Genomic DNA, 19,277 nt, shown 5'->3' with positions numbered 1-19,277 from the left:
CCAGTCCTACACGATGCCGAAGCTGGCCGTTGCACCGATGATCGATTGGACGGACCGTCACTGCCGGTTCTTTCACCGGCAGATGTCGCGACGGGCGATGCTGTATACTGAGATGGTGGTGGACCGGGCCATCATCCACGGCCCGCGCGACCGGCTTCTGCGTCACCATGCCACTGAACATCCTGTGGCGCTGCAACTGGGCGGGTCAGACCCGGAAACCCTGGCGCACGCCGTGCGGCACGCGGCGCCCTTCGGGTATGACGAGGTCAACCTGAACGTCGGCTGCCCCTCGGATCGGGTTCAGTCGGGATGCTTTGGCGCGGTGCTGATGAAGGATCCGGGTCTGGTCGCCCGCGCCCTGCGCGCCATGATCGCCGTGGCGGAGGTGCCGGTCACCGTCAAATGCCGGATCGGCGTGGACGATCAGGATCCGGAGGTCGTGCTGCCTGAGTTCCTGTCCCGGGTGCAGGAGGCGGGCGTGCGCTCCGTGACCATCCACGCGCGCAAGGCGTGGCTGCAAGGACTGTCCCCGAAGGAGAACCGGGAGGTTCCGCCCCTGGACTACGACCTCGTGCTGCGGATGAAGGCGGCGTTCCCCGACCTGTCCATCGCGCTGAACGGCGGGGTGAAGGATCTGGCGCAGGTGAAGGCCTTGCTGGCACAGGGTCTGGACGGCGTCATGGTCGGCCGTGCCGCCTATCACGAACCGATGGAGGTTCTGTCCGGCGCCGACGCCCTGTGGGGCGAGGATTTCGCGCCCGATCCCTTTGCCGTCCTCGCCTCCATGCGCCCTTACATCGAGGCGCATCTGGCCGAAGGCGGGCGCCTGAACCAGATCACCCGGCACATGCTTGGGCTGTTCGCCGGACAGCCGGGCGCGCGGGCGTGGCGGCGGACGCTGTCCGAACATTCGACCCGTCCCGGCGTGGGGGTGGAACTGCTGGATCAGGCGCAGGAGCAGATGCGCGAAGCGGCCTAAAGGTGCCGCAGCCGGTCCAGCGCGCCTTGCAGGATATAGGCGGCGGCGACATGGTCGATCACCTCGGCCCGCTTGCGGCGCGACATGTCCGCCTCCAGCAGCGCGCGTTCGGCGGCGACGGTGGACAGGCGTTCGTCCCAGAAGGTCATCGGCAGGTCGGTCAGGCGGGACAGGTTGCGGGCGAAGGCGTGTGTCTTCTGAACGCGGGGCCCTTCGCTTCCGTCCATGTTCAGGGGCAGGCCGAAAACGATCCCCACGACCTGCCGCCCCTTCAGAAGGGTCAGCAGCGCCTCGGCGTCCAGGGTGAACTTCACGCGGCGGATCGTCTGGACCGGAGTGGCCACGCCGCGCAGCGTGTCGGACAGGGCCACCCCGATGGTCTTGTCGCCCAGATCCAGCCCGGCGATGGCGCCGTAAGGGGGCAGGGCACGTGCGAAATCTTCGATCATGGGGCGGCTCCGGCGCTGCGGGCGGCGCGCTCGATCACCGCGCGCTCCTCCCCGGTGAAGAGGGGGGCGGCCTTGGCAGCGGCGGTCTGCGCCTCGTCCGCCCGGCCCAGCACGTTGTAGGCGTTGATCAGGCGCGCCCATTCGGCGGCGCTGCCGCCGGTGGTTTTCAGGCGCGTCGCAAGGCCGTCGACCATCCCCGCGATGGCCGCGTTGCGGTCGGCTTCGGGAAGGGCCTGCAGGGCCGCAACGCCGCCCGCATCGGGGCCGGGCAGGGCTTCGGGCGGTGTCCAGCGCTCGCCGGCGCGGGCCGCAATCTCCGGCATCGCCGCCAGCACGGTCGCGCGCCAGGGGGCGTCCGGGGCGGCGACGTCCAGCGCACGGGTCCAGTCGCGGAAGGCCAGATCGTCCCGTCCGCCCTGCGCCATCGTCACGCCCGACAGATACAGCGCCAAGGGCTGCTTCGGATCGCGCCGCAGGGATTGTGTCAGCACGGCCTCCGCCTCGGGCGAGACATATCCCCCGGCGGCGTAGATCATGAGTTCGGCCAGCGCCGCGTGATCGGCGGCCGAAGGTTCGGCTTTCAGGGCCAGCACCTGACGCTGCGCCTCCACCGCGGCGGGGAAGTTGCCCAAGGCCGCTTCATTTCGGGCCAGAAGCTGCTGGCCGCGCAGATCCTGCGGATTGCGCTGCACCGCAGCACGTAACTGCCCCACAAGGGCGGCGAACTTGGGATCGGGTGTTTCCGCCTGCACGGGCGGGGCCTGACGTTCGGCTTCGGCCTGCGTCGGGCGGGCGCTTCGTGCCGCCTCCAGCGCCGCAAGGCGCACGGCGTGGGGCAGGTCCGGATAGCCTGGCGCGCCCAGACGCAGATACAGAAGCCCCACGCCCGCCGCCGTCAGGATCACCAGCAGGGCCCCCGCCACCACGCTGCCGCGCCCCGTGGCGCGAACGGTCCGACGATCCGCTTCCAAAAGCCGGCGGGAGACTTCCAGCCGCGCGCGGTCCGCCTCATCCGGGGCCATGGTGCCGCGGGCAAGGTCGCGGTCCACCTCCTCCAACTGGTCGCGGTAGATGCGCACGTTGGGCGAGGGGGCGGCCGCGCCCGCGACGAACAGCGACCGCGCCAGAAGGGCCACCACCGCGACCGACAGGCACCCCGCCACCGCCCAGAAGATCCAGTTGTCCATCACGTTCCTTTCCCGGCCCGGCCGCCGGTCAGCGGGCGGCCTCGGCCGCGGCGCGAATGGCGCGGATGTTGTCGCCGTAAGCCGCCGGTTCGCGGGCCGAGCCGCCCTTGAACACGGCCGATCCTGCCACCAGCACATCGGCCCCGGCGGCGGCGACCAGCGGCGCGGTCTCCACCGTCACGCCGCCGTCGATCTCGATGTGAATGGGGCGGTCGCCGATCATGGCCCGCAGCGCCCGCGTCTTGTCCACCTGCGAATGGATGAACTTCTGCCCGCCGAAGCCGGGATTCACCGTCATCACGCAGATCAGGTCGATCATGTCCAGAAGATGGGCCACCGCCTCGATCCCCGTGCCGGGGTTCAGGGCGACGCCCGCCTTGCAGCCCACGCCGCGGATCGCCTGAAGCGTGCGGTGGATGTGCGGCCCGGCTTCCAGATGGGCGGTGATGATGTCGGCCCCCGCGGCGGCGAACGCCTCGATATACGGGTCCACCGGCGCGATCATCAGGTGGACGTCCATCACGCCCTTGATGTGCGGGCGGATCGCGGCGCACATCGCCGGCCCGAAGGTCAGGTTCGGCACGAAGTGGCCATCCATCACGTCCACATGCACCCAGTCCGCGCCCTGCGCCTCGATCGCGCGGCATTCGGCACCGAAATCGGCGAAATCGGCGGCCAGGATGGAGGGGGCGATCTTGATCGGGGGATGGACGGGCATGGCGTGCTCCTTGGTTTCGGGGCGGCGTCTATCAGCAAACGCCGCCAAGATGAAGCGGAACGGACAGGGTCAGCGTTCGCCCGCGCCGGAGGCATCGACGGTGACGCTGGCTGTCATTCCATTGGCCAGAAGGTGCCCGTCAGGGATGCGGTCCAGCGCGATCTCCACCGGGATGCGCTGGGCCAGCCGGATCCACTGGAAGGACGGGGTGGGCGCCTGCAGCAGCGACTGCGACATGTCCTCGGCATAGGAGATGCCCGAGGAGATGCCGAGAACGCGGCCCGGCATTTCATACCCCGAGGCCATGAGATGCACGCGCACCGGATCGCCCGCGCGGATGTGTTGGATCTGCGTTTCCATGAAGAAGGCATCGACACGGAAGCTGTCTTCGGCCACCAGCACCATGGCGTTGGCGCCGGCTGCGGCGTAATCGCCGACATTGGCCGTCAGGTTGGTGATCTGCCCGTCGCGCGGGGCCCGCACCTCGGTCCGGGTCAGGTCCAGCCGCGCGCGGTCCAGCGCCGCCTCGGCCGAACGCACCTGCGCGTCCGCCGCATCGGCCGAAAGGACGGAAGACCGCAGTTCCACCTCCGCCACGGAGCGGGGGCTTTGTTCCTGCTGCTGCAACAGCCGGTCGGCCTGCTGGCGGCTGTTTTCGGCGTTGGCGCGGGCGCTTGCCAGGCTCGCCTCGGCCTGGCTGAGGGCGAGTTCGTAGTTCTTGGGGTCGATCTTCATCAGCAGGTCGCCCGCCGCCACGTTCGCGTTGTTGGTCACCTCCACCTCCACCACCGCGCCGGAGACGAGGGGGGCGATCTGGATCAGGTCGGCGCGGATATGGGCGTCGCGCGTCCACGGATCGCGGAAGACCTGGTTCCAGACATAGATCCCGCCGAACGCGGCGGCGATGGCGATCAGGGTGGTGAGGATAAGGCGGATCAGGATCATCTCAGAATTCCGGGATAAGCGCGACGACAAGGCCGAGAAGGACGAAATACAGCGCAAGCCGCGCCAGCGGGGGATGCCAGAACCAGGTCCACCCCGCCACCCGCAGCATCAGCCCGTCGATCACGAACCACAGGACGGAGGCGATGACGGCGCAGATCAGCAGGCCGGGAACGTAAAGGCCAAGGATGGCGATCTCGGATCTCATGCGGCACCGGAGGGTTGGGGGACGGGGGACAGGATGCCGCTTTCGATCAGCGGGCGCAACGTTTCGGCTTCCAGAAGGCAGATGCGGGTCGGCCGGTCGGCATCGTGGCGGGCTGCGTCGCGCAGGCGGTCGAAGGGGGTCATGTCGGGCGTGCGGCCGGACACGGCGTCGCGCAGCGCCGCGCGCATCCCCGGGATCAATGCCGCCGTGGCGGGCGGCAGCCTTTGCGCCGAATTGCGCAGGCGGTCGCAGGCCAGCCCCGCCACAAGCGCGGCGCGGGTCCGGCGGATCAGCCGGGCATCCTCCGGCTTTTCCGCGCTGAGGCCGGAGGCGTAGTCGGTGAACATGTCGATGATCTCGTCAAAGAAGGCAAAGCGCGGCATGTGGCGCCGTTCGGCCGCGGTCCGCCGCAAAAGCCGGGTCGTGCCGCGCCGCAGGTGCCGCGACAGCCAAGCGTGGTTTTCGGGAAACACCACCGTGATCGCGACAATGAATGCGGGCGGCAGCAGCGCCATGGTGGCGGCCACGTTGAACAGGGTGGCCGGGTGGAAGTTCGGGGTGTTCGAGGGCTGCAACCCGATGGAGATCATGATCATGCTGCCGATCGCCAGCGGCAGAAGCTGGATCGCACCGCACAGGTAGAAGATCACGAAGACGGTGGTGCCCATCAGGATCGCGAGCGCCGGAAACCCTTCTACATGCGTCAGCGCGGTCATCAGCCCGGCGGCAATGCAAAGGCCCGCGAACAGCCCCAACGCCAGCGCCTTGCCCGCCATGACCCTCACCGGGCGCGGCACGATGGTGGGCAGCAGCAGCGACAGCGCCGCGACGATCATGGCGAGGGAGTTCCCCCCGTTCCACCCCGTGGAAAGCCAGAGGGTGGAGACGACGACCAGCATGATGGCCGGGCGCAGGCCGAACTGCACCGCCGCGAGATGATCGCGGTAGCGGCGCGAGGACGGGGTATGGCGCGGGGCGTTCGGGCGGCGCTGCTGCGCCAGGTTTGCGTCCTTCAGGAAGGCTGTGGCGCGGGCCAGCGCGGCAAGCCGGCCGGCAAGGTCGGCCAGCGCCTGTTCCAGCACGGCCACGGGCAGATCGCTGGTGTCCTCCATCGCACGGTTATGGATGCGGTCGGCCAGCGCCTCCACCTCGTCCCCCATGTCCAGAAGGGTGGGGGCGTCGTCATCGTCTGACAGGATGCGGCCGGCCAGATCGCGCAACTGCGCACGTGTGGCCTGCACCCGGTCCAGGTCGAAGACGCCGTCCGGCGCGTGCTCGCTGGCAAAGCGCACCGCCGTCAGCGACACCGACACGCGATCGAGTTCATGCGCGACGTTGGCCATCCACGGCCGGCCCCAATCCTTGCGCGACCGTTCGTAGACGAGCGAGCGCAGTTCCGTGTGCACCATGCCGATGGCGCCGATGACGTCCTTTTCCGGGGCGGCCGAGGGCAGGGGCCCTTCGGCCAAGACGGAATCCGACAGCCCCCGCACGGCCCCGCGCGCCCGCTGGATCGCCGTGGCCGCGTTGTCGGACACGGTGCGCGGGAACACGGTCAGCATCACCACGAACCCGCAGACGATGGGGATCATCGTTTCGGTCAGGCGCGCCAGCGTCAGCGGCCAGGCCAGGGTGGGGTCGGCCTGCGCGTCCAGCACGATGACCAGCGCGGTGAAGCCGCAGGTCGCGTAGCCATAGGCGTCGATCCCGCTTTCCATCCGGGTGAGGTAGCCGACAAGGAACAGAAGAACGGCGGTGGCGCCGATCGCCTGCGGGGCGGATTGTGCAAAGCACAGCGCGATGGCAAAGCCCGCCAGCCCCCCGGCAAAGGTTCCCGCCATCCGCGCCGTGCTGCGCCAGACCATGGTTCCCGCTTCGGGGCGAACGATCAGGGGCACCGTCATCAGGGCCCAGTAGGTGTGGTTCAGGTCGAATAGAAACGCCACGAACAGCGTCAGCACGACCGTCAGCGCCACCTTCAGCGCGTAGGTGGCCTGATACTGCGACAGACCCGGCCATGTGATGCGCGATAGCGCCGCCACGCCGCCCCCGTCAGCCATCTTCCGTGTCCTTCATCCTGTGGAATGCGCCCCGACCTGAAGAAGGGACGTTTTCGTGATAGGCCCCCGGCCGCTGAATGACAATGCGGGGAGGCGGTCGCGGCGGCACCGCACGCGATAGTGAGCGGCGCGTCCCGCTTGGTCCGCTGCCGCGCGCGCCCCATATCGGGGGCATGAGCGAACCGATCTGTCCCCTGTGCCGGCGGCCCATCCCGTCCGACGTGCCGCAAAGCCTGCACCACCTGATCCCGCGCGCCAAGGGCGGCGCCAAGGGGCCGACCGTGCTGCTGCATCACATCTGCCACAAGGAGGTGCATGCGGCGCTGTCGGAAACGGAACTCGCCCGCCGCTACAACACGGTGGAGGCGCTGCTGACCCATCCCCGCATCGCAGCCTTTGTTGACTGGGTGGCAAAGCGCCCGCCGGGGTTCCTGTCCCGCGTGCCGGGCGGAACGCGGCGGCGGCGCTGAGGGAACCTTGGCCACGGCGGCGTGTTGGTTCGGGGTAATGGAGAAGGAGGTTTCCATGGCCGACACGGACAAGGAAAAGGTGCCGGGGCAAGAGCAGGGCGACGATGTGCGTCCGGCCGGCACGGAAAACATGAAGGACCCGCCGAAGGAGTGGAAGAAGGAGGATGAGGAGTCCGACGAATCCTTCCCCGCCAGCGATCCGCCGGCGAACTACTGACCGACCCGGCCCCGGCGCATCGCGCCGGGGTTTTTCCTGACGGCCCCGCCGCTATGATGCGCGGGAATCAGGACAGGACGCCCCCATGATATTTCTTCACTGGTCCGCCGCCGCCGAACAGGCGCAAGCCCTTTGCGACGCGTGGCCGGCGGATGGTCCGGGCGGCGCTATCCTCGGCTTCGACCGCAACGGGCTGCATTTCGCCATCACGGGCGGGGTGGAGCGTGTGGGGGAGCACAAGGCCTTCACGCCCGACACGGTGGTGCGCTGGGCGTCCGTCACCAAGCATGTCTTTGCCGCCTTCGTTCTGGACAGCGGGTTGCCCCTGGACGCGATGCTGGGATCGCTGTTGCCGATGCATCCGGTGCCGGGTGCCGTCACGGTGCGGCAGGCGCTGGCGATGCAGGGCGGCCTTCCCGACACGCGCGAGATGCTGACCCTTCTGGGTTTGGGCGGCGAGGTGGACACTCGCGCGCCGGACCTCCTGGCTTGGTCCGCCGGGATCGGGCGACTGAACGCCGAGCCGGGGACCGAGGTTGCCTATTCCAACGCCGGCTATCGTCTGGTGGAGGCGGCGCTGGAGGCGCGGGGGCTGCGTTTTACTGAGTGGGTCGCGGCGCAGGGCCACGGCATCGCCGCACCCGATTACTGGAACGAGCCGGTGACGGGGCTGGTGCCGGGCCACGTGATGCGGGATGGCGTCTGGGTGCAGGGCGGGCAGGGGATGCACCTGTCGGCGGCGGGCGCGCTGGCGGGATCGGCCACGCAGCTGGCGTCGTGGCTGGCGGACCTGATGGACCGCGACGCGTTCGCGAGCTTGGCGCAGCCCGTGCCGCTGCGGGACGGCCGGCCGACAGGCTACGGCCTTGGCCTGCGTCTGACCCGCATCGGCGACCGGCTGGTGCCGGGGCATGGCGGGGCACAGTCGGGATACCGTTCGGGCTTCCTTCTGGATCCGGCGCTGGGGGCCGGCATCTGCGTCGTCACCAACCGCGACGACGGGGAAGCGACGGCGGCGGCCGAGGCGGTCATGACCGTTCTTCTGGGCGTATTGCCCGACGCCGAACCTGCCCGGGACTGGGCGCCGCCGGGGCTTTATGTGGCCGAGGAGGGGAACCTCTGGGCCGAGGTGCGCCCCGCCAGCATCGTGGTCCGCGACGCCGAGGAAAAGCTGTTCGCTGCGGGGGACGAGGCCATCTCCCACGCGCCGCAGTCGGAGATCCGGCTGCGCTGGACCGGAAAGGCGCTGGAGGGGGAGATCGGGCATCTGCCTGTGTGCCTGCATCCGGCCCAGGCGGAACCCTTGGACGAAATGCTGGACGGCTGGTGGGAGTGCGACGGCGCCACGTTCCGCATTGCGAAGGGCCAGGTACATTGGGGCGCCGGCCCACGCGCCGAACGTTCTGATCTGGTGGCGCTGGGGAACGGACGCTGGCTGTTCCAGGCGTTGGGCCGCCGCATCTGCCTGCGCCGGCTGGGTGCTGACCGGGTGGAACTCTCCCTCTCACGCGCCCGCGTGGTCGAGTATGTCAGGTTGTCAGCTTGAAATCCGTCATCTGCTCGGGCGTCAGGATGTTGATCTCCTCGGGCGGGGTTTTCAGGGCCTGACCCATCAGGCGCAGGTCCACCCCCATCTCGGTCAGGTAATCCAGAACGGCGGCCTGACCGCGCTGGACATCCTTCACCGCCATGAAGGCCGGAAGAAGGGTGTTTTCGCCGAAATAGCTTTGATGCACGCCGACGACGCCACCTTCGGCCACGGTCCGTTCGGTCCCGCCCGCGAACAGGTAGGGGCAGGCGGACATGCAGACGGCACCGTCGCCAATGGTCGTCGCGTATCCCGCTGCGCGGATCGTGCGCCCGATGGCCAGGGCGTCCGACACGGAGCCGCCGGAACTGTCCAGCGTCACCGTGGCTGTTTCGGGCCGGTTCTCCTCCAGCCAGGCGACGAAGCGGTCGGCGTCGCCCGGAGCGATCTGTCCGGTGATGCTCAGGGTGTCGCCCTCCGCCTCGAACAGCAGCTGTTCGGGCATGGGGCGCATGGCGGGGGCGCCCGGCGTGCCGGGGCGCAGGTCGGGGCGGTAGGGGCGGACGCTGGGCCCTTCGGCCGGCGGCACGAACAGGCCCGGCGCGGCGGCCGAAGGCGTTCCGCGCAGATCAAGGGCGACCAGCGCCACCCCGATCACCATCTGCGACAGAAGAACGGCCTTCATCGCGCCTTGCGGCGTGGACAGGCCCCGCATCATTCGGTGGGCCGGATCAGGACGGCCCGCGCCTCGGACACCGGGGGGGCGGGGCGGTCCGCCGCGCGCAGCACCTCGGCCGCGGCCAGGGCGGCGCGCAGTTCGCCCACGGTCATGGTGTCGTCGGTGATGTCCTCGCCCCGGCCCGACCGGATGGCGGCCTGCACCACCATCAGGATGAACACCAGCACGGCGGGCAGAAGGTCGATCGCGATGGCGCCCGCCCAGGCGGGGATGAAGTTGCCGCGATACATGATGATGGCGTCGGCGGCGGAGACGGGGGTGTAGACCGTCTCCTCGGGCTGGGGCAGGGCGATCACGGCGGCGGCGGCCTCGGCCAGCGTGTTCGCCCGCTGGTCCACGAGGTCCAGCACCGAGGTGATGGTGGAGGATTGACCGGCGCGGGTTTCGGCGCTGCTTCCGTCCAGTTCGGGCACAAGAACGGCGTCGCGCAGATCCTGCGCCGCCCGGTCCACCAGCGGGGCCGGGTTCAGCTGACGCAGCTGCGCGATCAGGCCGGACAGGTTCACCGCTTCTTCGGAGAAGCTGACCGTCCGGTCGCCGATCGGACCCGCCGCCACGCCCAGATCGCGCATCCGCGACAGGGTGGCGTTGCCGTCGGCAAAAGCGCGGGCGATGGGTTCGGCCACGCCGTTCAGCTGATCCTCCAGCGCCTGCAGCTCCGATCCCTTCTGGGTCAGGACGCGGAACACCGCGCCGCGGCCGGAAAAGCCCGACAGGTTGCCGCCCGCTTCCTGTTCCGACAGGTCGGTGAAGCTTTGCCGCACCCGGGCCACGTCGCGGGCCAGGGACTGCCCTGCGACGGCGTTGGCGTTCGCGCGTTCCAGCGCGGCCTGATAGCGTTGCGTGGTCGTGGCCATGTGCTGTTCCACGGCCGCCGAGCCGGCCAGCGCCGCCGCGTTCAGCCAGGACGACATGGCGATGATCGCGACGCAGCCCAGCGCCATCGTCAGGAGAAGCCCGATGCGCGAGGCGCCGCTGCGCACCGCCGGCAGAAGCCGCATCATGTAAGACCAGAAGACGAAGATGCCGACCGACACCGCGATGGAATAGGCCAGCGCCGCGAAGGTGGTCCAGATGCCGGGATCGTCCAGCAGCGCCCGGACGCCCAGATAGGTGTAGATCCCCGAGGCGGCGGCCAGAACGCCAAGTGCGGTGGTGGTGAAGGTGTCCAGCCAGGTCAGATGCCGTTCCAGTTCGCGCGCGTAACGGTCACCGGCCCGCACTTGAGGTTCGCCCATGTCAGCCCTTTCGGCAGAATGTAATGATCATCCACATGGGAACGCCGCGCGGCCCGCCAAAGGCCCACGCGTCCCTGTCCGATCAATCTATCGCGAGGACCTCAGGCGTCCAGTTCGCTGTCCCAGTAGAGGAAGTCGATCCAGCTTTCGTGCAGGTGGTTCGGCGGGAAGCGGCGGCCGTGGTTCTGCATTTCCTCGGCCGTGGGGCGGCGGGGCGGGCGGCCCAGCGCAAGGCCCGACTGGCGCAGGGTGCGCGAGCCCTTGTGCAGGTTGCAGGGCGAACAGGCGGCCACTACGTTTTCCCAGCTGGTGATGCCGCCGCGGCAGCGGGGCAGGACGTGGTCGAAGGTCAGATCGCCCCGCGCGCCGCAATACTGGCAGCAGAATTCGTCCCTCAGAAAAAGATTGAAGCGCGTGAAAGCCACGCGCTTCTGGGGTTTGACGAAATCTTTCAGCACGACGACGGAGGGTATCCGTATCTCGGCCCGCTGGCTTCGGACCGTCTGGTCGTATTCGGCCACGATGGTGACCCGGTCCAGAAAGGCCGCCTTGATCGCCTCCTGCCACGGCCAAAGGGACAGGGGGTAATAGGACAAGGGGCGATAGTCCGCATTCAGCACAAGGGCGGGAAACTGTTTCAACACAGCAGGTTCACGCACGAACTGGGTTCTGAAATCGACGCTCATCCCGCACTCCCCTCCGCCCCGTACCGCAAGGTCAAGGGGCGGGGAACCGCCCCATCGCCTGAGGCCCACTATATGTGGCGTCCCGCACCACGCAAGCCCCTTCTTTCGGTAGGTGTAGCCGGTGCAGGTGACGATTTCGTGTCAGCCCAGCCGGTCGCGCAGGAAGGACAAGGCCACCGCCACCCCGTCAGGTGCGATCCCGTGGCCCGTGTTCTTCATCACGTGGCCATAGGTGTCGAACCCGGCGGCGACCAGTACGTTGCCGGCCAGCCCCATCTCCTCGAACGGGACCATGGCGTCCTGGTCGCCATGCACCAGCAAGACGGGTGGGCGGGACAGCGTTTCCGCCTCCAGCCGTTCCGGCACCACGAGGCGGCCCGAGAAGCCGACCACGCCGCCGATCGGCAGCGGCCGGCGCGGGGCGATGTGCAGGCTCATCATCGTGCCTTGCGAGAACCCGACAAGAACCAGCCGGTCGGGCGTCAGCCCTTCCGCCGCCAGCCGGTCGTCTAGGAACGCCTGAAGCTGGCCGGACGCGTGAGCGAAGCCGGTCCGCATCTCCTCCTCGGTCGAACCGTCCAGCCGGGGGATGGGAAACCACTGACAGCCCATGGGGTTGTTGCGGCAGCGCTCGGGCGCGTCGGGGGCGATGAAGATCGTGCGGGGCAGCTGTTCGCCCAAGGGGCGCGCCAGATCCAGAAGATCCGCGCCGTTCGCGCCGTAGCCATGCACGAACACCACCATGCTGTCGGCCACGCCAGACACGGGCGCGATGCGGTCGAAGGTCAGGCTGGATGTGGGGGTCATGAAAGCTCCTGTGTTTTGAGGAGGGTAGGCGATGCCGTCCCCGGCGCAAGGCGCTTGCCGAAGGCCGTCGTAAAAAAGTGACCGGAACGCGTTTTTTCTGCTCGAAGCCTCTGGACACCCCCGGGGGAGGTGGCTATTACACCCCTCGTGTTCCGGCGTAGCTCAGCGGTAGAGCAGTTGACTGTTAATCAATTGGTCGTAGGTTCGATCCCTACCGCCGGAGCCAGAAATCTTCCAGATTTCTGCTACCTACGATGAAGCCCCTTGCGGGGCTTTTTTCGTTTCGGGCCCCTACGTACCCTCCATCGGGGACTGAATGCGGATGATCCTGCCCGGTGGGTGCAAGCGTGAGTAGGCCAGCCACCGCAGGCGCTTTCATTGCGTGTTTCCGCGAAGCCGGGAAGCAGCGGGCGGGGAGGATGTTGGCCAACAACCCTGACAAGCCCGTGAAGCCGCTTCGTCGTGCAATCCCCGCCCCTCAGGCCCGGTGGCCTGCGCGCCCGTCCACGATCAGATGCGGGCGGCCCATCGTGCACGGCTCGATCCGCGCCTCCACGTCGAAGACGTTCCGGAGGAGGTGGGGGGTGATGACGTCCTGCGTCGCGCCGCAGGCGACAAGGCCTCCATTGCCGATCACCATCGCCGCATCGGCAAAGCGCAAGGCGTGGCCCAGGTCGTGCAGGGCGACGACGATCAGCAGCCCTTCCTCCCGGGTCAGGCGATGCAGCAGCGCCAGAAGGTCGATCTGCCGCGACAGGTCCAGTGCAGAGGTCGGCTCATCCATCAGGAGGATCTGCGGGTTCTGCACCAGCGTCTGCGCCGCGCCGACCATCTGGCGCTGACCGCCCGACAGATCGCCCACATTGCGCGCGCGAAGGCTGCCGATGTTCAGAAGCCGCAGGATCCGCTCCACCTCGGCGTGATCTTCGGGCAGGACGCGCAGGCGGCGGCCCTGCATCCGGGCCAGCAGGATCGATTCGTAGACGGACAGCACCGGCCGGGCGCCGTTGTCCTGCGGCATGTAGGCGATGGGGCGAGGCACGGTGGCCCCTTCGACACGAATGTCGCCCTGGCCGCGCAGCAGGCCGAAGATGCGGCGGAACAGCGTGGACTTCCCGGCGCCGTTCGGCCCCAGCAGCGCGACCAGCTGCCCGCCTTGCAAGGGCGGCGTCGTGATTCCCGACAGCACCTCGCGCCCCCCGTAGGCGGCGGAAACATCGCGGAGGGTCAGGCTTACCATGACGCCACCCGACGGTTCAGGATGAGGTAGAGGAAGAACGGAATCCCCACGAGAGAGGTGACGATGCCGATGGGAATGATCGTGCCCGGGATCACCGTCTTGGACAGGATGGAGCCCAGAGACAGGATCAGCGCCCCCGACAACGCGGCGCCCGGCAGAAGGAAGCGCTGATCCTCGCCCAGCAGCATCCGCGCGATGTGGGGGCCGACCAGCCCGATGAAGCCGATGGTGCCCACGAACGACACCGAGATGGAGGCGAGGAGGCTGACGATCACCAGCACCTCCAGCCGAAGGGCGCGGGGACGCACGCCCATGCTTTCGGCCTTGGCGTCGCCTAGCCGCATCGCGGTCAGCGCCCAGCCCCGCCGGGCCAGCAGCGGGGTGGCGATGATCAGCACCGTCAGCGCGATCCACAGCTTCGGCCATGTCGCCTTTGTCAGGCTGCCCATGGTCCAGAACACGACGGCCGCCACCGCCTGCTGGCTGGCAAAGAACTGGATCAGCGACATCAGCGCGTTGAAGATGAAGACCAGCGCGATGCCCAGAAGCACGATCGTCTCGCTTCCCACGCCCTGCCGCAGGCTGAGGCCGTAGATCGCGAGCGAGGTGAGCATCGCCATCGCGAAGGCGTTGACGGGAATGATGTATTCTACCGAAAAGGGCACAAGGGCCACGCCGAAGGCCAGCGCCAGCGCCGCCCCGAAGCCCGCCCCGGCGGAAATGCCGAGCGTGAAGGGGCTGGCCAACGGGTTGTTCAGGATCGTCTGCATCTGCACGCCCGCAATCGACAGGCTGGCGCCCACCACGACGGCCATCAGCGCCACGGGCATGCGGATTTCCCACAGGATGACGCGGACCTGATCGTCCACTGCGCCGGGCCACAGCAGCGCCTCCACCACCTGACCAAGGGTGTAGCGCGCGGGGCCGAGCGCGAGGTCCACGCAGACGCTGAGGGCCAGCGCCAGCGCCAGCCCCCCAAGGATCAGCTGCCGGCGCAGCACAAGGGCGCGGTAGAACCCGCGCCGCCCCTCGGCCAGCGCGGCGTCAGTCATTCAGAGACACCCAGTAGCCCGGCTGATAGGGCACCGGCAGGAAACGCTCGTGCAGCTCCTTCAGCGTCGCTTCGGGGTCCAGATCGGCGAACAGGGCGGGCTGCTGCCACTTCGCAAGCTGCTGCACGGCGACGAAGTAGTAGGGGTTGTCGTAGAACTGGTGCCAGATGGCGTGGAACTGTCCCGTTTTGACCGCAGTGATGCCGGTCATCGCCGTGCGTTCGGTCAGGGCCTGAAGCTTGGTCTTCGCGGCCTGCATGTCCGCGCCGGGGCCCAGGCCCACCCACGCGCCGCCGGGCACGTAGGCGTCCCAGTTGCCGCCCGTGACGATCACCTGATCCGGGTTCGACGCGATGATCTGTTCGGGGTTCAGCGTGCCGAACGTGCCGGGGATGATGTCCTTGGCGATGTTGGTGCCGCCCGCGATCTCCACGTATTCGCCGAAGTTGCCGTTGCCGAAGCTCATGCAGCAATCGTCGCTGTAGCCGCCGGCGCGGTCGATGAAGACCTTGGGCCGGACGATGTCGTCCCCGGCGATGCGGTCGGTCACGCGTTTCATCTGCGCCTCGGCAAAGGCGATGTAGTCGTCGGCCCGCTGTTCCTGCCCGGTCAGCTTGCCCATGATGCGCATGGATTCGACGCTGTGCGCCATCGGGTCTTCGCGGAAGTCGACATAGACGATGGGGACGCCCAATTCGGCCAGCTTGTCGTCATAGCCCGCATCCTCGGTCGCAGCGCGGGCTTCGAGGTTCATCAGCACGACGTCGGGCTTCAGAGCAGCGGCCTGCTCCACGTCGAAGGTCCCGTCCTTGAAGCCGCCGAAGGTCGGCAGGTCCTTCAAATCGGGAAACTTTTCGGCATAGGCGGCATAGCCGTCGGGATCGGCCTGAAGCAGATCCTCGCGCCATCCGACGACATGGGCAAAGGGCGCCTCACGCTCCAGCACGCCCAGAAGGTAGATCTGGCGACCCTCGCCCAGAATGACGCGCTGAACAGGCGCCTCCACCGTCACCTCGCGCCCGGCGATGTCGGTCAGCGTGACGGGATCGGCAAGGGCCGGAAGGGCCGACGCAAGGAGCACGGTGGCAGCGGAAGCGGCGAAGCGAAGGCTCATCGGTCGATCCTGTGAGAAAGGGGCGCATGCAAAGGCGTGACGGAACGCTATACATTAGCTACAAAAACCGTCAAGAATCTTCGCGATATTCCACGATCAAGGAATACGCCGAAGCACGCTTCGGACTCCTTGGACCACACATCCGCAGTCAGAGTCTGCTCTGCGCGTCTTCAACTTGGCCGGGACGACCCTCCGATCCTCTCAGGCCCGCTGGCGCGCCAATCCATCATTCTCAGCCGGTTCGACGAGAGCGCGATCAGTCTTTGTCAACCTTGCGTGCCGGTTTCGGCGGCTCGCCTTCCGCCGGTGCAGGCCAGCCTTCGCGCTGGCGCCCGCGGTTGCCGTCGGCCTCGTCCGTCTGGTTGTGGAACAGGACCACTTGCGTGGGGAAGGCCATGTCGATCCCGGCCTCGTCCAGCGCATACTTGATCCGTTCCAGCAGGACGGCCTTCACATGCACCACATCCGTGCGCTTCGAATGCGTCCACCAGCGCACCCGCAGGTTCACGGTGGAGGATGCCAGATCCCACACTAGAACCTCCGGCGCGGGCTTTGCCTCCACCGTCTCAAGCCCCTCGAAACACTTCAGGATCACCTCGCGCGCGTGCACGATGTCGTCGCCGTATCCGATCCCCACATCGTAGTCGCTGCGCCGCGTTTCATGGGCGGTGTTGACGGTGACGGCGGTCGAATAGACGTCCGAGTTGGGGATGATCGCGTCCCGCCCGTCATAGGTGGTCAGGATGGTGGCCCGCGTCTCGATCCGCTTCACGGTGCCTTCATAGCCATTGACGATGATCTGGTCGCCCGGGCGGAAGGGCTGACCGAGCAGGAGCAGCAGGCCCGCCAGCCAGTTCTGCAGGATGTCCTTGAACGCGAAACCGATGGCCACCGACCCGATGCCCAGGCCGGCGATCAGGTCCCCCGGTCGCAGCGACGGGATGACGATCGTCAGCCCCAGAAGCACGCCCAGCAGGATGATCACCCATTTGAGGAACGAGCCGAGGACATCGCCCAGATTTTCGCGATGCCCATGCGCGGCCCAGTTGCGCACGCCGCGCGACACGACGAACCCGACGATGACAAAGAACGCGATCAGAACGGACGCGACGACGATGTTCGGCAGCATCGTCTGAAGGCCGATGATCCAGTCCTCGATCTTGGAGAACACGAAGGCCGGATCGACGGTGACGGCCTCCTCCATCGTGTCGGGCGCACCGGCGATCGTCTCCTCCATGTCCCGCCCTCCGTGGATCCAAGGAGAGATATGCGGCACGAACAGCCGCCGTCCATCTTCGCGTTCGCGGGCTAACGCCTTGCGACAGGGCGGCCGCGCGGAACAACGCGTCGCGAAGGTTGCTCGGAAGCTGTGCGGCGATGACCGCGCGGATTCCCCCGCCTTTGGATGGGGCCGATCTGCCGCGTGACGACGATAAGGGCAGGGCATTCCGCAAGGACGATGTTCGGGACGACAAGCCCGTCTGACCCTTTGCCGCATGGGAGGTCATGGCGAACAGGGTATCGATCTATGCGATCTCGTTCGTTTGGGCCGCTTTGCTGTCGACGGGGTGTGCAAGCGGCACTGCGGCGCAACTGGATGCCGGGGTAGGCTTTCTGGTCGTCGACTTGCGTCATCCTGGGCGGTTTCGACGGGGCGACGACGAACAGAGGCTTGGGCAGAAACCCGTTCCGCCGCAGCGTGGCTGGAAGATCGCGCTTCTCCGCCCTTGCGGCGCCGAGGCACCGGGGGCCACGTCCTGAAACGGGACGTCCGACTGTCCATGGGAAGCTTGGACTGCGGGTCCGGGCGGCTTTCCCGAAGCCTGCGATCGACTTGGGCGGGGCCGTCGCGCGTCAGACCGCCCGCTTTGCGAAGGGGGCATGACGGTTCGCGCCTATGCCCCTTCAGGCTGGCAGGAGCGCTGGAATGTCCATCCGTCAACCGAAAGCGCTCTGCCCTGAACGCCGCCGGGAGAAAGGCAGGCAAGGTCAGAATGGGCGCAAACCGGGCGCAGTCGCCGGCCATGAAAGGGTCACCCAGCCCATGTCGAGCGCGCTGCGGGCTCTAGATGAGCTGAAGGATGTCCCGCCTGTCAGGATCAAAGATGCCGAGTTATTCTGCAAAAGCCGGCCGCCTGTGGGGTTTCTTGACCCGGCGGCTTGTTTCCAAACAGAAGCGCGGACTTCCGTCCCAATGCGGTGCGCTCTGCTGGCGGGAGGTGGGAGGTCGCAAGGAGGTTCTGCTGATAACCAGCCGCGAGTCCGGCCGATGGATCATCCCGAAAGGCTGGCCCATGAAGGGCAAGACCCTCGCGGAAGCGGCGGCGCAGGAGGCGTGGGAGGAGGCGGGTGTCAGGGGCGTTGTGCATTCGACCTCGGTCGGCCGCTTCCGCTACGTCAAGCGGCCCCGCAGCCTCGCCGCGACAGAGGTGGAGGTGACGGTCTTCCCTCTGCATGTGCATGAGGAGCATGACGACTTTCCCGAGCGCGGGGAGCGTGAGAAGATGTGGGTGGCACCCCGGGACGCCGCTCAGTTGGTTGACAATCCCAGCCTTCGGGCGCTGCTCGCATCGTTTGGCTGAACCGGTCGGTTGGAATGCGGATCGCGATCGGGCACGATGTGCGTGCCGTTGGTCATTGCGCGGGTAATGTTCAGGGTCATGCATCTGCGCAAAGGCTGGATCGTGGCAGGGGCAGGGGATGACAGCCATTTCGATCTGCCGGGTCCAAAGAAGTGAATCATCTGCATTTGTCCCCGCTTCGGGTCCGGCATCAAGCAGGATGGGCCGGAAAGGGGCCGCAAAGCCTTTGCGGCTGGCTCATACCACTGCTTCACGATTACGGATGCCCGGGGCGTTCACCCTCAGGCCCAACGACCCTGCGCCGCCGCCTAAACGCGGTTCAGCGCCCGTCCTCGACCAGCGCGTTGCGCAGCCGGGCCATGCCGACCTCGATCACGTGGCGGGTCATGTCGGCTGCCTGATCCTCCTCGCGCGCCTCGATCGCGGCCAGGATCGCGGCGTGATCCTGCGCCAGCCTTTCGATCCCTTCGGGCGACAGGGCAGGGGAGGACATCTCGAACGCCAAGGCCAGGAACGCCTCGATCAGCGCTGTGACGGAGCGCATGAGCGGATTGCCCGACATGCAGGCGACCGCGACGTGAAACTCCAGATCCACCTGCGCGATGGTGGTGCGGCTGTGGGCGGGATCGCGCATGCGTGCGACGATGCCACGCAGGGATTCAAGGTCCTCCTCAGTTGCGCGGCGGGCGGCAAGGGCGGCGCAGGCCGGCTCCAGCGCCAGCCGCATCTCCACCAGATGGGTCACGAAGGCCAGATCCACGCCGACGCGCAGACGCCAGCCGATCACGTCAGCGTCCATGAAGTTCCAGGCGTCGCGCGGCAGGACGCGGGTGCCGACGCGGGACTTCGCCTGGATCAGGCGCTTGGCCGCGAGAGTCTTCATCGCCTCGCGCAGAACCGTCCGGGACACGCCGAAGCGTTCGATCAGTTCGGCGTCGCCCGGCAGGATCGTCCCCTCGGGCCATTCGCCCGCAAGGATCGCAAATCCCAGCGCGTCCACCACATGCCCGTGGCTGCCGCGCGGGCGCGTGTTGCGCAGCCTGTTTTCCAGAAGCCCCATG

The 19,277-nt window shown here is 67.8% G+C and carries 20 protein-coding genes and 1 tRNA gene; 6 read left to right on the top strand and 15 right to left on the bottom strand.

Features of this window, described 5'->3' with window-relative positions:
- Positions 1-37: 37 nt before the first annotated feature.
- Positions 38-979 (top strand): tRNA dihydrouridine(20/20a) synthase DusA, encoded by a 942-nt coding sequence (gene dusA, locus PIJ50_RS14255; RefSeq protein ID WP_442900744.1) that lies wholly within the window; start codon positions 38-40, stop codon positions 977-979.
- Here dusA and ruvX read toward each other — a convergent pair.
- From ruvX to PIJ50_RS14225, 6 genes are all read right to left on the bottom strand, one after another.
- A complete protein-coding gene (gene ruvX, locus PIJ50_RS14250; RefSeq protein WP_271976132.1) occupies positions 976-1,428 on the bottom strand; it encodes a Holliday junction resolvase RuvX in 453 nt (150 codons plus the stop codon). The genes dusA and ruvX overlap by 4 nt on opposite strands.
- On the bottom strand, positions 1,425-2,615 hold the full coding sequence (ccmI, locus tag PIJ50_RS14245) for a c-type cytochrome biogenesis protein CcmI (RefSeq protein ID WP_271976131.1): 1,191 nt from the start codon (positions 2,613-2,615) through the stop codon (positions 1,425-1,427). The genes ruvX and ccmI overlap by 4 nt, the downstream gene beginning before the upstream one ends.
- 28 nt (positions 2,616-2,643) lie before the next feature.
- Entirely contained in the window at positions 2,644-3,333 is a 690-nt protein-coding gene (rpe, locus tag PIJ50_RS14240; RefSeq protein WP_271976130.1) for a ribulose-phosphate 3-epimerase, read from the bottom strand.
- 69 nt (positions 3,334-3,402) lie between these two features.
- Positions 3,403-4,278 carry an efflux RND transporter periplasmic adaptor subunit gene (locus PIJ50_RS14235; RefSeq protein ID WP_271976128.1) on the bottom strand — a complete coding sequence of 292 codons (876 nt, stop codon included), beginning with the start codon at positions 4,276-4,278 and terminating at the stop codon, positions 3,403-3,405.
- A 1-nt stretch (position 4,279) separates the two neighbouring features.
- Entirely contained in the window at positions 4,280-4,483 is a 204-nt protein-coding gene (locus PIJ50_RS14230) for a DUF1656 domain-containing protein (RefSeq protein ID WP_271976127.1), read from the bottom strand.
- On the bottom strand, positions 4,480-6,543 hold the full coding sequence (locus PIJ50_RS14225; protein WP_271976126.1) for an FUSC family protein: 2,064 nt from the start codon (positions 6,541-6,543) through the stop codon (positions 4,480-4,482). Before PIJ50_RS14225 ends, PIJ50_RS14230 begins: the two co-directional genes overlap by 4 nt.
- 173 nt (positions 6,544-6,716) lie before the next feature.
- On the opposite strand from PIJ50_RS14225, the gene PIJ50_RS14220 reads away from it, so the two are divergent.
- The 3 genes from PIJ50_RS14220 (at position 6,717) to PIJ50_RS14210 (ending at position 8,776) form a co-directional block, all read left to right on the top strand.
- A complete protein-coding gene (locus PIJ50_RS14220; protein ID WP_271976124.1) occupies positions 6,717-7,013 on the top strand; it encodes an HNH endonuclease in 297 nt (98 codons plus the stop codon).
- Positions 7,014-7,068: 55 nt separating this feature from the next.
- Complete coding sequence (locus tag PIJ50_RS14215; RefSeq protein ID WP_271976122.1) at positions 7,069-7,230, top strand: hypothetical protein; 162 nt, start codon at positions 7,069-7,071, stop codon at positions 7,228-7,230.
- A gap of 85 nt (positions 7,231-7,315) precedes the next feature.
- Positions 7,316-8,776 (top strand): serine hydrolase domain-containing protein, encoded by a 1,461-nt coding sequence (locus PIJ50_RS14210; protein WP_271976121.1) that lies wholly within the window; start codon positions 7,316-7,318, stop codon positions 8,774-8,776.
- Here the strand turns inward: PIJ50_RS14210 and PIJ50_RS14205 are convergent.
- From PIJ50_RS14205 to PIJ50_RS14190, 4 genes are all read right to left on the bottom strand, one after another.
- Entirely contained in the window at positions 8,760-9,476 is a 717-nt protein-coding gene (locus tag PIJ50_RS14205; protein WP_334212733.1) for a COG3904 family protein, read from the bottom strand. The two genes, PIJ50_RS14210 and PIJ50_RS14205, sit on opposite strands and share 17 nt — an antisense overlap.
- The gene (locus PIJ50_RS14200; RefSeq protein WP_271976119.1) at positions 9,473-10,735 is read right to left on the bottom strand and encodes a hypothetical protein; all 1,263 of its coding nucleotides are present in this window, start codon (positions 10,733-10,735) and stop codon (positions 9,473-9,475) included. The genes PIJ50_RS14205 and PIJ50_RS14200 overlap by 4 nt, the downstream gene beginning before the upstream one ends.
- Positions 10,736-10,836: 101 nt before the next feature.
- Positions 10,837-11,421 (bottom strand): HNH endonuclease, encoded by a 585-nt coding sequence (locus tag PIJ50_RS14195; RefSeq protein ID WP_271976117.1) that lies wholly within the window; start codon positions 11,419-11,421, stop codon positions 10,837-10,839.
- Positions 11,422-11,562: 141 nt separating this feature from the next.
- Positions 11,563-12,228, bottom strand: coding sequence for an alpha/beta hydrolase (locus PIJ50_RS14190; RefSeq protein WP_271976116.1), 666 nt, complete (start codon positions 12,226-12,228; stop codon positions 11,563-11,565).
- Positions 12,229-12,379: 151 nt separating this feature from the next.
- Between PIJ50_RS14190 and PIJ50_RS14185 the strand changes: the two genes are divergently transcribed.
- A tRNA-Asn gene (locus tag PIJ50_RS14185) sits at positions 12,380-12,454 on the top strand.
- A 252-nt stretch (positions 12,455-12,706) separates the two neighbouring features.
- Here PIJ50_RS14185 and PIJ50_RS14180 read toward each other — a convergent pair.
- The 4 genes from PIJ50_RS14180 to PIJ50_RS14165 form a co-directional block, all read right to left on the bottom strand.
- On the bottom strand, positions 12,707-13,468 hold the full coding sequence (locus tag PIJ50_RS14180) for an ABC transporter ATP-binding protein (protein ID WP_271976115.1): 762 nt from the start codon (positions 13,466-13,468) through the stop codon (positions 12,707-12,709).
- Positions 13,462-14,520 carry a FecCD family ABC transporter permease gene (locus tag PIJ50_RS14175; RefSeq protein ID WP_271976114.1) on the bottom strand — a complete coding sequence of 353 codons (1,059 nt, stop codon included), beginning with the start codon at positions 14,518-14,520 and terminating at the stop codon, positions 13,462-13,464. The genes PIJ50_RS14180 and PIJ50_RS14175 overlap by 7 nt, the downstream gene beginning before the upstream one ends.
- Positions 14,513-15,634 (bottom strand): ABC transporter substrate-binding protein, encoded by a 1,122-nt coding sequence (locus PIJ50_RS14170; protein WP_271976113.1) that lies wholly within the window; start codon positions 15,632-15,634, stop codon positions 14,513-14,515. Before PIJ50_RS14170 ends, PIJ50_RS14175 begins: the two co-directional genes overlap by 8 nt.
- Before the next feature lie 256 nt (positions 15,635-15,890).
- A complete protein-coding gene (locus PIJ50_RS14165; RefSeq protein ID WP_271976112.1) occupies positions 15,891-16,871 on the bottom strand; it encodes a mechanosensitive ion channel family protein in 981 nt (326 codons plus the stop codon).
- An 844-nt stretch (positions 16,872-17,715) separates the two neighbouring features.
- Here PIJ50_RS14165 and PIJ50_RS14160 point away from each other — a divergent pair.
- Positions 17,716-18,216 (top strand): NUDIX hydrolase, encoded by a 501-nt coding sequence (locus PIJ50_RS14160; RefSeq protein WP_334212732.1) that lies wholly within the window; start codon positions 17,716-17,718, stop codon positions 18,214-18,216.
- A gap of 319 nt (positions 18,217-18,535) precedes the next feature.
- Here PIJ50_RS14160 and PIJ50_RS14155 read toward each other — a convergent pair whose 3' ends face one another.
- The gene (locus PIJ50_RS14155) at positions 18,536-19,276 is read right to left on the bottom strand and encodes a FadR/GntR family transcriptional regulator (protein ID WP_271976109.1); all 741 of its coding nucleotides are present in this window, start codon (positions 19,274-19,276) and stop codon (positions 18,536-18,538) included.
- Position 19,277: the final 1 nt, after the last annotated feature.

This window comes from Falsirhodobacter sp. 20TX0035 (assembly GCF_028307215.1).
GTDB lineage: Bacteria > Pseudomonadota > Alphaproteobacteria > Rhodobacterales > Rhodobacteraceae > Falsirhodobacter.
Note: the sequence above shows the minus strand (reverse complement) of the source record. Positions and strands in the feature narration are given on the sequence as shown.